This is a genomic window from Leptospira sanjuanensis (genome assembly GCF_022267325.1).
GTDB lineage: Bacteria > Spirochaetota > Leptospiria > Leptospirales > Leptospiraceae > Leptospira > Leptospira sanjuanensis.
Map to the genome: position 1 here is coordinate 3852430 of NZ_JAIZBG010000001.1, position 13383 is coordinate 3865812.

The 13383-nt window shown below is 43.8% G+C and carries 8 protein-coding genes; 4 read left to right on the forward strand and 4 right to left on the reverse strand.

What is annotated here, in order from left to right:
• Positions 1-83: 83 nt before the first annotated feature.
• The gene (locus LFX25_RS17485; RefSeq protein ID WP_238731378.1) at positions 84-1673 is read right to left on the reverse strand and encodes a methyl-accepting chemotaxis protein; all 1590 of its coding nucleotides are present in this window, start codon (positions 1671-1673) and stop codon (positions 84-86) included.
• 393 nt (positions 1674-2066) lie between these two features.
• On the opposite strand from LFX25_RS17485, the gene LFX25_RS17490 reads away from it, so the two are divergent.
• Positions 2067-2516, forward strand: coding sequence for an OsmC family protein (locus LFX25_RS17490; RefSeq protein ID WP_238731379.1), 450 nt, complete (start codon positions 2067-2069; stop codon positions 2514-2516).
• 104 nt (positions 2517-2620) lie between these two features.
• On the opposite strand, the gene LFX25_RS17495 is transcribed toward LFX25_RS17490, so the two are convergent.
• From LFX25_RS17495 to LFX25_RS17505, 3 genes are all read right to left on the reverse strand, one after another.
• A complete protein-coding gene (locus LFX25_RS17495; protein ID WP_238731380.1) occupies positions 2621-5788 on the reverse strand; it encodes a SpoIIE family protein phosphatase in 3168 nt (1055 codons plus the stop codon).
• Between the two features lie 197 nt (positions 5789-5985).
• Positions 5986-7446, reverse strand: a complete 1461-nt coding sequence (locus LFX25_RS17500; RefSeq protein ID WP_240009060.1) for an NAD-dependent succinate-semialdehyde dehydrogenase — start codon at positions 7444-7446, stop codon at positions 5986-5988.
• A 104-nt stretch (positions 7447-7550) separates the two neighbouring features.
• Positions 7551-9371, reverse strand: coding sequence for a GMC family oxidoreductase (locus LFX25_RS17505; RefSeq protein ID WP_238731381.1), 1821 nt, complete (start codon positions 9369-9371; stop codon positions 7551-7553).
• A gap of 119 nt (positions 9372-9490) precedes the next feature.
• Between LFX25_RS17505 and LFX25_RS17510 the strand changes: the two genes are divergently transcribed.
• The 3 genes from LFX25_RS17510 to LFX25_RS17520 all read left to right on the forward strand — a co-directional run bounded on the left by LFX25_RS17510 (position 9491) and on the right by LFX25_RS17520 (position 13375).
• The gene (locus LFX25_RS17510) at positions 9491-10924 is read left to right on the forward strand and encodes a flavin-containing monooxygenase (protein ID WP_238731382.1); all 1434 of its coding nucleotides are present in this window, start codon (positions 9491-9493) and stop codon (positions 10922-10924) included.
• A complete protein-coding gene (locus LFX25_RS17515; protein WP_240009061.1) occupies positions 10911-11942 on the forward strand; it encodes an alpha/beta hydrolase in 1032 nt (343 codons plus the stop codon). The genes LFX25_RS17510 and LFX25_RS17515 overlap by 14 nt, the downstream gene beginning before the upstream one ends.
• Positions 11943-12046: 104 nt before the next feature.
• Positions 12047-13375 (forward strand): alkaline phosphatase D family protein, encoded by a 1329-nt coding sequence (locus tag LFX25_RS17520; RefSeq protein WP_238731384.1) that lies wholly within the window; start codon positions 12047-12049, stop codon positions 13373-13375.
• The last annotated feature ends 8 nt before the right edge of the window (positions 13376-13383 follow it).

The following is a 13383-nucleotide window of genomic DNA, read 5'->3' on the forward strand; positions in this document are numbered from 1 at the left end:
GTTAGTTTCTCAAATCATTTTTAATACGTTATGCGAAACAGAACTATCAAATTATAAAAACTTTGGGATTGTGGATTCAATCCTCAGAAATCTCCGATTCGTGTTAAAGAATTCGATTGAGTTTCCAGTTCCCGCACGATCAAGCTTAGATTCTCGCTTTTTTCAACAAGAGTTTCCATAGAATTCTGAAGACTCGCGATCGCTTCCACGATTCCTCTCAAACCCGTTTTTTGCTCGGAGGATGCGATCTCAATTTCGGAGGATAAAACTCTCAGTCGATCCAAGGTGGAAAAAAACTGAGCATTGATTCTCTTTTGTTCTTCGAACATCTTTGAAAATTCTTCAAACCTGCCGAACAAATCCTGAAATAAAGATTCCTGTTCTTTTACATGGCCCGCCGTAGTCTCCGCAGATTTTTGCCCCGTAACCACGTGATTGGAAGAATCGCGAATGATCTTGGAAATCAAATCCGCGTTGCCAGCGCTGCTTTCCGCAAGTTTGGAAACTTCCTGAGCGACTACCGCAAAACCCTTTCCGGCCTCTCCCGCACGAGCGGCTTCGATCGAAGCATTTAATGAAAGAAGATTGGTTCGATCCGCAACCTCGGACATGATCCGATTCACTTCGCCCACGCTACGGAAAGAATCGCCTAAAGAAGATAAAGATTTGGCAAGTTCTTCCACGAAACCGGTCACCATCGAACCGGACTTACGGACCTTATCCATACTCTGATCGAGCACTTCGTTGAACTGCGAAATCCTTTCGATGATCGATTTTAAATTGCTACTATGTCCGATCAAATTTTCAATATTGCTAAACTGATTTTTTACGTTATCGGAAGAATTCTCCGTTTGCGATTGAAATTCCTCCATCGTCGAGCTGATCTCCTCGAAAGAAGAAGCATGATCCGAAACCAACGTGGAAAAATCGTTCATAAAGTTCTTTAAGTTTAAGGAAGATTCTTTTAGAGCGCGAGCGGATTCTCTCATTTTATCGCTTCTTTCGGCGATCAATCTATGAGAGTCTTCCAATTCTTTTTGCCTAAATTCGGAGTTTTCTCGAAGCCGCATAAACAGTTTCACGAGAATTCTCACGATAAACGTGCATGCAAAAATGAACAAAATCTTAGTGATTTGTTCGGAGGTCGCCGCGTGCCCCAAAGAATTGGCAAGTTTCGGTTCCTCGGTAAGAACCAAACCGTGTTGTGTGGCCGTGTAAACGACGACAATATGGGCGAGCGCAGACGAGAATCCGACCACAAGAATAAAGTTAGGCGCAAGTAGCAAACCGGCATAAATGATGTAAAGATAACTGATTCCGTATAGAACGGAACTTTTAACCATTCCGGACGTATAATCAGGGTGATCCATCGCAGCGCCGAACATCGCACAAAATAGAGCGCCGACATCCGCCAAAATGAACACCTTACTTAAGGTATGGGAAAGAGTTCCGGTGGTTTTAATTTTATAAAGACTATAAAAGAAATACAGGAGCATCGTCGTAGTTCCACTTAGATACAAAGTGTTTTGAACTACGTTGCTCCGGTTCCAACCGATCGCGATCGAAGAATAATACAGTAGAATCAATCCGAGCCGAATCCAGTTGATGTAAGCGGGGCCCGAGGCAATGATTTCCTCGTCCGTTTTTCGCGAGGATTCTTTCTTGGATGTCATGATACTAATGACGAGAATTTACTTCGAAAAATCAATGGTTTTTCTAAAATGGAAATTTATAATTTACGAGTTCGGATTTACAATTCGAAAAAACGTTAAGTGACTTGTATCCTGATAACTTGCCGTTCTGAAAATCGAATTTTAGGAAACATTGATTCACTTTTTTCGAAATGTTTTCCGCGAATTCACGTTCGTTCTGAAATGAGCGCATATCGCAAAAGGGCTTACTCTAAATTCCGCCCCATTGGGGACGGATTTTTGTTTGTTTCCATCCGCAATTTGATTCCGGTTCGTTCATTTTGCCGCTTTCTTTTTTTGAACGAACATCGAATAAAAAATTTCTTTTTGAATTTTATCTGATTCATTTGGACTTTTATAATTAGAGGGATGATCATGTCTGAACATAAAATCGGCATCTATTGGAAAAAAGGACCGGAAGAATTCAAATATGACTCGTATGACCGAACACATTCGATTCAATACGACGGCGGTCAGAAATTATTCGGATCTTCCACAGTAGAGACCTTCGGAAAAGCGGAGCACGCCAACCCGGAAGAATTGTTGGCGTCTTCCGTCTGCAGCTGTCATTTTTTAACCTTTCTTGCGGTTGCCGCAAAGAGCAGATATGTCGTGTCCGAATATCAGGACCACGCAATCGCCACATTGGAAAAGAACGCGGAAGGAAAGATGGTCGTAACGAAAATCGATCTTTATCCGAAGGTAACATTCGAAGGCGAAAAAATTCCCGATTCGGAGGCATTAGCGGATCTTCATGCGAAATCTCATCGGAATTGTTTTATTTCGAATTCGATCAAATCGGAAGTGACGATCCATCCTCAATGAAGGAGGATGATCGTCCTTTTTAATTTACAGCGTGTCCCAAAACCTAATTTTACTTTACCAGAAAGATCAGCTGCAAGGTTCCGTCCCGGTTTTGGGACAGGTTCTTATTCGGTTTCGGCCATCGTATGCGAATACTTTCTGAGCACGTCTTGAATCTTTAAGATCACTTCGTGGTGCGGATCCACCGAAAGTGCGATCTCCACCATTTCCATCGCTCGTTTATAATTCTTCAATGCGATGTAAATTTGCGCAAGATTCACGAGATTTTTCATGTGAGTCGGTTCTCTCAGTTTCAATCGTTCTCCGAAATCCAACGCCTTCTGAAGACTTCCCGCTTTGCGGGCGGCCGTCGAAGCGATATAAAGAATTTCCTTATCCACCGGTTTCAAATTCAGATAATCTTCCGCGTAGAGCGCCGCATTTCTGTAGTCCTTCTTTTTCAAAAAAAGACTTACGAATAACTTTTTGACTTCGGGAACTTGGTTGTTCAAAGATTCGGCTTGTTCGAGATACGAAATCGCTTCTTCGATCTCTTTGTTGCCCGCGCCTTCTTTTGCTTTTTTGAGAAGTTCCCTAATTTGTTCCCTCTCGTGAGCTTGCGCGATTTTCGACTGTGTTAGATTTTCCTTAAATGAAACTCGAACCAAAGAAAGGTCGTCCGTTAAACTTCCTTGTTTTTGAATACCTTCATAAATCGATTGAAGTTCTCCGTTCGCCTCTTCGACCTTTCTCAAAAATAATTTCTCGTCGTCGTTGATGATCCTTCCGCCCTCGCGATCGGTTCCGATCAACAGATCGTCGCGCCCGTCCGAACCCGCGATGATGATATCGCCCGGTTCCATTTGGAACGTTTTGATAAAGACACTTCCTTCCATACCGGTCGTTCCGAGTTTTCGGAACATCAGATCGTCTTCGATAAAGCTTGCGATTCCGTCCCGATACAACACGGTCCAAGGATGTTCCGCGTTGATAAAGTAAAGAAGTCCCGCTTCATCGTCCACAACGCCTAACACGAGTGAAACGAGCATCGATCCGTCGAAACTTTCAAAGACCTTGTGCAATTCTAAGAACGCGTTTTTCAGCCAGCGTTCGGGGGATTGCTCCTTCATCGTTGCTGCCATTTTCGTTCTTTCGATGATCGATTCAAAAACGGCTCCGAGTACGAGCGCCCCGCCCGCGCCTTGCATCGATTTTCCCATCGCGTCTGCGTTTAAGAAAACGGTATAATACCGATCCTGCAATTCGATTCCGTTGGAGATATTGATGTCCCCTCCGATCTCGTCGTTGAACCTTCTAAAGGAGAATTTCTTTTTTTGTTCGATCAGAAAATCCACTTTTACGTTTTCCTGACGAGCTTTGTTCGAGCCGAGCGGTTTGATTAAGAGGGAAGTTAAGAAATAATCTCCATCCTGTTGTTGTTTCAATTCCTGAACTTCTTCGAGAGTTTGCTGAAGTTCTTTGGTTCTTTCTTTTACCTTCTCTTCAAGTTCTTCCGCGTACTGTTGCAGACGTTTTCTTGCGGCTTGAATCGACCTCGCCATTCTGTTAAACGAACGAGCGATAAAACCGATCTCGTCCTCGACTTTCACTTGAAGACGATATTCTAAGTTGCCCGAATTCGCTTCTCTCAAACCGATCACGACTTCTTCCAATGGGTTGAGAAGGGCGCCTTGAAAGAAAAAACGGAATCCGAAAAGAACTAAAACCAAAATGCAAAGCGCGGATATATAAAGAATCTTACCCGTTGAATGGAGATATTCGCGGAGCGATTCGTATCGAAACCCGACCTCGTATATTTTGGAACCGGCTTCGGAAACGTAAAAATAAGAGATATAGTGCTTCGGAACATGGCCTCCTAACTCGTATATGCGTTCGCCTTTGTACGTTCTTTCATCCTGTTTTCTTACTTGAGTCAGGAGAGTTTGAATGATCTTATCTCTTTTCGCGGAATCGGTCACGTTCGAATTCAACGCGGCCTTTTTTAGTTCCTTTAAATACGCGTCGATACCCGGAACGCTCGATTGAAATAACTTCTCAAGCGCGACAGGGTCGTTTTTTTCCTTCGGAGGAAGATGAAAGTATTTATTTCTAAGAACAACCAGCTTCTTTTCCAAGTCGTCAAAGAAAGATTCCACGTCCTTTCCCGAAAGGTTTTTGAAATCCTTTTTCGAGGAAAGATATTCCTTCACGCCTGCCTTATACGCTTCAAACCCGGGAGGAGAATTCTTTAAAATGGAATCCGATCTTTCGATCAATTCTTCGTTTGCCAGGACCGGAAGTTCGAAAAGGGTATGTGCAATTTTAAAAAAACGGAATTCCCGCAAAACCGATTCGTTCGGTTGAAGAGAATTTTTGATCGAACTGGATTTCGCGGAATCCGATTCCGAATCATACTCGAAAACGTATTCGATGTCTTTTGAAACCTCCAAACCCGATACGGATAAGCGGACTTCTTTTCGTTTGATCAGATCGTAGGATTCTTCGTATTTATTGAAGATGAACAAACTGACGATTTGTAAAATTAAAAAGAAAGTCGCGAGCGTGATTCCGGTAATTCTGGAAAGAATCGAAGTCTTTTCACTCGTATAGTTGATATAACCTACGAGAATTACGAACAGTCCGATCACGAGAGAAATATCCAAAACGGTTTGATACAATTCTCTCGAAACCGCTCCGTCTCGACTCATTGCATTCAGAATTCCCGGGAAAAGAGTGACTAACGTCAAAGGAATGAGAATAATACCCGTGATGATTCTTTCCTTACCCTTGAGTTTCACCATTCTCCAGACGCCGATTCCCATAAAGATGAAGGTATAAAGAATGATGACCGCCGAATAAATTTTATAAAAGTAATTGATCTGAAAATCCCAGTAATGCCCCGAAAAGTAGAACACTCTTTTGGCGGGAAAGGATTCATACAAATACCACGCGCAAATGAAAAGAACTCCCACTAATGCGATGGAAAAAACCGGAATCACGATCTTCCTGGAAACCGGTTCCGGATAGTGAAGAAAGAACATGATCAAAAATAGAAATCCGAAAAACGGAGAAGGAATTACGATCCACCGATGGAACACGGACCATGGTCCGTAAAAAGGAAATCCCACCATGTAGCCGAGATGAAATATCCCGAGACAAAGCAAACCGATGCTGACATATATCGTGCCCGATGCCTTTTCCTGGATGGAGAAGAAAAAGAAGGTTGTGAACCCGATAAAGAGGACTCCGATCAACGAAGCCAATGAAAAGTAATTTAAATAAATCAGATCCATAAGACAGGCACTCTAAAAATCGCTTAAAATTATTATCGTCAAGCAAAAAGGAAATTTGAACTCGTATATCGTACGTTATAGATTCCGAATCATCAAAAACTTCTGTACAAAAACGAAAGTTCGGAAGGAAATCATCGAAATCGAATGTTGCTCTGCATAAAGAGATGCCTCACAAACGAACTGTGATTGTTTGCTACTCAAAAACCACCGATACAGACATATTTGACGTTAAGATATTCATGAATTCCGTATTTTGATCCTTCCCTACCGAAACCCGATTCCTTAACTCCTCCGAAAGGAACTTGTTCGCTGGAAATCAACCCTTCGTTGATCCCCAACATACCCGATTCGATCCTTTCCGAGAGAAGACGAATCTTTTTGTAATCGTTCGAATACGCGTATGCAGCTAGCCCGGAAGGTGTAGAATTCGCGATTCGAATCGCTTCTTCTAAGGAATCAAAACGATATACCGGCGCGATGGGACCGAAAATCTCTTCCCGCATCGAAAGAGAATCTTTACTCACATCGGAGATAACCGTTGGAGAGAAAAATAATTTACCCGATTCGATTCTATTCCCGCCTAGCAGAAGTTTTGCGCCGGTCGCCTTTGCATGCTCAACGTGATGTTCCATTTTAAGAACCGCCGCTTCGTTGATGAGCGGTCCAACGTTTACGTCCTTTTCCAACCCACTGCCGGTCTTTAATTGTAATACGGCTTCTGAAAACAAACTTATAAACTCGTTATAAATTCCTTTCTGAACCAGAAATCGATTCGCACAAACGCAGGTTTGACCCGAGTTTCTAAATTTGGAAAGAATCGCACCTTTGACCGCCGCTTCCAAATCGGCGTCGTCGAAAATCAAAAACGGGGCATTCCCTCCCAATTCGAGGGATAAACGTTTCAAAGTTTTGGAACTTCTTTCCATGATCAATTTTCCCACTCGAGTCGAGCCGGTAAAACTGATCTTCTTCACATCGGGATGATCGATCAGAGTGTTCGCGATTTCTTCCGGATAACCCGTGAGAACTTGAAAGGCGCCTTCCGGAATTCCGGCTTCCTGCGCAAGCGCCGCTAAAGCTAAAGCGGAGAATGGCGTGAGTTCGGAAGGTTTGCTGATCACCGTACAACCCGCGGCCAACGCCGCCCCGGCTTTGCGCGTGATCATCGAGGAAGGAAAATTCCAAGGAGTTAAAATTCCGCAAACTCCAACGGGAAGTTTTAAGACTTCGATCTTCGTATCGGTTCTATGACTCGGAATAATATCGCCGTATGTTCTCTTCGCTTCTTCGGCAAACCATTCCAAAAAGGAAGAAGCGTAATCGATTTCACCTCTGGATTCGCTCAAAGGTTTTCCCTGTTCCAGAGTCATGAGAAGCGCGAGATCTTCCCGATTCTTTTTCATCTTATCGGCCCAGTTCCGAATCAGAACCGCACGTTCCTTTGCCGGTCGCGCGGACCAATCGGAAAAAGCCTCCTTGGAAGTTTCGATCGCTTCCAACGTTTCCTTTTGTCCCAAAGAAGGAACGGCGCCTAACATTTCTAAGCTGGCGGGATTTTGGACCTGAATTTTCAGATTCGGATTTCCCTCGTTCCAAGAACCGCGCCAATACGCTTCCTGTTTGAATAATTCTTGTCTATGCAGAAATTCTAAACTCAAAATCGGACCTCGTCTTCATCTTCGTTCTGAAAACGAGGAAATGAAAGAAGAATATACCGCGCATTCGGAATTTTTTGAAACGAACTCGCGATCTTCGAATTGGGTTATTTACGTATCTTGTTTCCTTTCACGCCGTTTGAATTCCGTTTTTGTTTGGCCGTCGATTTCGATTTAGAATTTGGATCGGACCGCGACGCGGTTTGTTTTTTCGAAGCGGACTTCTTTTCGCGAGTACTTAGAATCGAAGAGATTCCGAATTCTTTCTCGAAACGATATTCTATCGGTTGAAATCCTTCCTTCGGAGGAATTAAGGACATCGCTCGTTCGGTGATCGCCGTAATCGAAAGACTCGGATTGACTCCGAGATTGACGGTGATCATCGAGCTGTCGCAGATTCTTAAATTTTGATAACCGAAGACCCTGTTTTGAAAATCGATCACTCCTTCCTTTTCGGAATCTCCCATAATACAACCGCCCATGATATGCCCTGTAATCGGAGCGTTTAACAGAACGTCGTTGATCGAACTTCTCGGAACTCCTCCGGTCTTTTGTGCGATTTTTCGTGCGGTATCGTTCGCGATCGGAATGTAAGAAGGCGTTTTTTCTCCTTCGGTCAAAGCGGAACTCATCGTCTTTTCAAACGGCCAAGCGAATCGTCTGGTCCGAACCAAACGAATCTTGTTATCCAACGTCTGCATCACCAAAAGAATCAAGGATCGTTTTGCAAAACCGAAAGGCCAGGAAGCTTGAAAGAAATACAACGGATTCGTAAATAAGGTGAGAAAGTATTTAAGTGGCCTGGGAAATTTTCCGCCGCCGTCGGTAAGTACGGATGCGATCGTTCCGAAAAAATCCGAACCTTTCGGATAGCGGACCGGCTCCATGTGGGTATGTTCGTCCGGGTGAATGGAAGAAGTGATCGCAACCCCTTTTGAATAATCCACTTCCTTTGTAAAATTAGTAATCGCTAATACGGTTTCGCTATTCGTTCTCACGCTGTCGCCTAAGACATCGGAAATCCTCGGCATCTTTCCCATTTGTTTCATCTTTAAAAGCAGACCGACCGTTCCCATCACGGCCGCGGAAAGAATTACGTTTTTTGCATAGAATTTCTTTTTCGGAAATCCGAAAAGACCCGTCGTAGATCTGGTTTGAATTTGATATCCGAATTCCCCCGTGGCTGCCGGGTCGGGAACGCCGAATCCGTTCAGAGGAATCAGAGAATCGACTTTGGTTTCCGGAAAAATTTTTGCTCCCATCTTTTCGGCAAAGTAGAGATAATTCTTATCGAGCGTATTCTTTGAATTGAATCTGCAGCCCACCATACAACCGCCGCAGTGATTGCAGGTCACACGATCCGGACCCTCTCCTAAGAAATACGGATCTTTCGTAAGCTTACCCGGCTTTTCTCCAAAAAATACTCCGACGGGCGTTGGACGGAATGTTTCCCCTCTTCCCATCTCCTCCGCGATTTCCTTTAAAATAAAATCGGATTCGTAAAGCTGAGGATTTTGAGTGACGCCTAACATGCGTGATGCGACCGAATAAAACGGGAGCATTCCTGACTTTCCGCCCATTTTTTTAAAAGCGGGAGAATCTAGAACCTTATCCCCCGGCACATAAAGAGTATTCGCATATACTAAACTACCGCCGCCGACTCCCGCACCGCTAACAAGAAAGAAATCCTTCAAAAGATTCAAACGTTGAATTCCGTAAAAACCGATACGGGGCATCCAAAGATATTTGTTAAGCGACCAGTTTGATTTCGGAAAATCCTCGGATCTCCATCGTTTTCCCGATTCAATTACAGCAACGGAATAACCTTTCTGACTCAAACGCATCGCCGATACGCTTCCGCCGAATCCGCTGCCTACGATCACATAATCGAAATCATAGTGAACATTTGTTCTCTTCTTCTGTTCCATAAGGATTCCTTCCTATTTCCGCGAATTATAAATTCAAAACATTTTTTAATTGACTGCGTTATAATTTAAAAGCTGTATCATAATTCCTAACGTATCATCCGTAAAAAGAGGAGAAGGATATGTCTTCATTGCCGAGTGTTTGTGTGATCGGAGCGGGTTCAAGCGGTATAGCCGTTTGCAAGGCTCTCAAAGAGAAAGGGATTCCATTTGATTGTTACGAGGCAGGAAGCGAAGTAGGAGGCAACTGGAGATTCAACAACGACAACAAGATGAGCAACATCTACAAATCTCTGCATATCAATACGCATCGTGATCGTATGGAATACAGAGATTATCCGATGCCACGCACATATCCGGATTATCCGGGTCACCAAAAGATTCTGGAATACTTTATCGATTACGTGAATCATTTCGGATTTCGTAAGAACATTCACTTCAAAACTCCCGTTGTTCACGTCGAACGTCAAGAAGACGGGACGTGGTTGGTTCAAACAGGAGACGGAAAACAAAAGTATTACGACGCGCTCGTAGTATCGAACGGCCATCACTGGTCGCAACGATGGCCCAGTCCTCCATTCCCAGGCAAGTTTACAGGAAAGATCATTCACTCGCATTCTTACGTTGATCCGGATAATCCGATTAAATTAACCGGAAAACGAGTCGTCGTTCTCGGTATGGGAAACAGTGCGATGGATATCGCCGTGGAGCTTTGTCGTCCCGGCGTCGCATCGAAGGTTTTCTTAGCGGCGAGAAGAGGCGCTTATATTATTCCGAATTACCTTTTTGGAAAACCGCTAGACAAGTCCACCGAACTGATTCCGGTTCATACGCCGTTCTGGTTGAAGAGTTTTATCATGGGACTCGTATTACGTTTCGGAGTAGGAAACGTGCAGGACTTCGGTTTACAAAAACCGGATCACAAGCCGGGAGCGGCCCATCCTACGATTTCCCAGGATATTCTCGTTCGATTGGGGAGAGGAGACGTGACTCCGAAACCGAATATAGAATCGTATAACGGCAATAAGGTTCGTTTTGTCGACGGAAGCGAAGAGGAAGTCGACGCGGTCATTTATTGCACAGGATACGACGTGAAGTTTCCTTTCTTCGACGAAAAATTCCTTTCCGCAAAGGACAACCACATTCCGCTCTTTCACAGAATGATAAAACCGGAATACAACAATCTTTTCTTTGTCGGCCTGTATCAGCCTCTGGGTGCGATTATGCCTCTCGCGGAATTTCAGGGAAAATGGATCTCCGAATATTTAACCGGAAACTACGTATTTCCTTCCACGGAGGAAATGAATCAATCCATCGAAAAATACGAATCGGCGATGAAGAAACGTTATGTGGCATCGACAAGGCACACGATGCAGGTGGACTTTGAGGACTTCTTATACGATATGAAATCGGAATTGAAACGAGGAACCAAACGCGCTTCCAAAAACGGAAACAAACTTTCGGTAGAAGCGATCGCACAGCACAAATCCGCTTCCAAAAACGGTGTTTCCTCCAACGGATTCAAAAAGAAAACCCGTGCTCTTGCGAAAGTTTGAACGATTCCTTTTAAAATGGATTCTACGTTTACCGGAAACTTTTCTTCGGAAAATTTCCGGCGGAACGATTACAAAGCGGGGAAGAATTCTCGACGCGAAAATTCAAATCTCCCTTTTTCTCGCTCGTATTAAACCGAAAATCGAAACCCTTGCTCCGAAAGAAGCAAGAATCTTCTTTAAAAATTCCATGTTCCTCTTTGATCTGGAACCGGAACTTGGAGTTCAAACAGAGAATCTCATAATTCCGGTCGGGGACGAAAATATCAAAGCTCGATCGTATCGATCGAATTCATCCGCCGAAACAACGCCCGCGATCGTTTATTTTCACGGAGGCGGTTTTGTCATCGGCGACTTAGAAACGCACGATCCCCCGTTGCGTTATATCGCAAAAAATTCCGGAGTTACCGTGATCGCGGTCGATTATCGTTTAGGACCGGAGCATAAATTTCCAACGGCGGTCGAAGATTCCTTTGTCGCTTATCAATGGATCGTGAAAAACGCAAAGACATTGAAAATTCTCCCTAAAAAAATCGCGGTCGGCGGCGACAGTGCGGGAGGAAATTTGGCCGCAAACGTTTGTATACTTTCTAAAAGGAAAAAAATACGATCCCCGTTTTTTCAGCTTTTGATTTATCCGTATTTGGATCTTTTTCGAATGAGCGAAAGCAGATATGAATTCGGAAAAGGGTACGCATTGACCAACGACCTATTGGATTTTTTCAACACGCATTATCTTCATTCGCCTCCGGAAGGAAAAAAAATCGCAGCATCTCCGATTCTTCATAAAAAAATTACGGACTTTCCACGCACGTTCGTTCAGTTAGCCGGCTTCGATCCTCTGCAAGACGAAGCGATCGAGCTTATAGAAACTTTAAAAAAGGCCAAAGTCCCGGTTGAATTTCAGATGTACGAAACATTGGTTCACGGATATTTCAATTTTGCCGGATTGATCCCGGACGCAAAGAAAGCGCTCGACGGCGCGGTTTTGTTAATCCGAAAAGGATTCGGGATCAAATAAAAGCGGATTCTTGTTAAGGCAGAATCGTTTTTCTTTTTATAAAAACTTTATCTTGAATTTTTAAACGGTTCAACAAAGGTAATGGATCCAAGGCAATTCCGTTTATGAAATTTCGAATTCTTAAAAACCCATCCATTCTTCTTTCTTTTTTGATCGCTTGCGTTTTTCCTTTGAGCGCGGAACCCGCAAACATCGTTTCCGGACCGATCCTCGGGTATTCCACTCTCAAAGAAGTTCTCGTTTGGGTGCAGACGGATCGAAAATCCATCGTAACATTAGAATATTCTGAAATTGGAAACCATAAAAACAAATTCATCTCCGAAGAAATTCAAACAAATGCAAAAACTGGCTTTGTCGCAAAGTTGATCGCGGACAAAGTGATTCCGGGTAAAAGGTATCAGTACAATTTACTCGTAGACGGAAAACGAATCGAAGCGAAACATCCGCAAATATTCCAAGCTCAACCCTTTTTTGCCGCCGGACAAGATCCTCCGTCTTTTTCCTTTGCGCTGGGAAGTTGCGCCTATGTCAACGAAACCGAATACGATGTTCCGGGCAAACCTTACGGCGGGGAATATTTTATCTACAATTCCATCCTTTCAAAAAAGCCGGACTTTATGCTTTGGCTCGGAGATAATATTTATCTGCGGGAAACGGATTGGGATTCAAGAACCGGGTTCTTTCATCGGTATCGACATCAGCGCGGAATTGCCGAACTCGCGCCGTTCTTTGCGTCCGTTCATCAATATGCGATCTGGGACGATCACGATTACGGCCCGAACGACGGAGATTCTTCCTTTTGGATGAAGGAAACCGCGGAAGAAATGTTCAAACTTCATTGGGGAAATCCGAATTATGCAAAAGAAGGAATTTACGGCTCCTTTACGTGGGGAGACGTTCAATTTTTTCTTTTGGATGACCGCACGTTTCGAACGGCTAACAATAATAAGGTGGTTGGTCCGAGACAGATTCTGGGGGAAAAACAATTTCAATGGCTCGTCAACTCTTTGGCTTTTTCAAAAGCCTCGTTCAAGTTTGTTGCGATCGGAGGACAGTTCCTCAACCCGAACGCGGTTTATGAAAACTACGCGACATATCCCGAAGAGCGAAATAAAATTCTTTCCGCAATTCGGGATTTGAAAGTGAAGAATCTGATCTTTTTGACGGGCGACCGCCATCATACCGAACTCAATCTTCTTAAGGAAGAAGGTGCGGAACCGATCTATGATTTTACCGTTTCGCCTTTGACGTCGGGCTATTATTCCCCGATCACCGAAAAGAATTCCTTGCGAGTGGAAGGAACTCTTGTGGATCGAAGAAACTTCGGAATGATTTCCGTCTCCGGAAAACGGGGAGAAAGAAAGCTTACATTACAAATTTTTGATGCAATGGGTAAAGAAGTCTGGAAAAGGGAAATTCCTCCGAGTCCTTGACCTTGAGC

Coding starts and splice junctions, on each gene's coding strand:
- LFX25_RS17510 (WP_238731382.1), top strand. CDS start 9,491: ATGTCTTCATTGCCGAGTGTTTGTGTGATCGGAGCGGGTTCAAGCGGT.
- LFX25_RS17495 (WP_238731380.1), bottom strand. CDS start 5,788: ATGGATCTGATTTATTTAAATTACTTTTCATTGGCTTCGTTGATCGGA.
- LFX25_RS17490 (WP_238731379.1), top strand. CDS start 2,067: ATGTCTGAACATAAAATCGGCATCTATTGGAAAAAAGGACCGGAAGAA.
- LFX25_RS17520 (WP_238731384.1), top strand. CDS start 12,047: ATGAAATTTCGAATTCTTAAAAACCCATCCATTCTTCTTTCTTTTTTG.
- LFX25_RS17505 (WP_238731381.1), bottom strand. CDS start 9,371: ATGGAACAGAAGAAGAGAACAAATGTTCACTATGATTTCGATTATGTG.
- LFX25_RS17485 (WP_238731378.1), bottom strand. CDS start 1,673: ATGACATCCAAGAAAGAATCCTCGCGAAAAACGGACGAGGAAATCATT.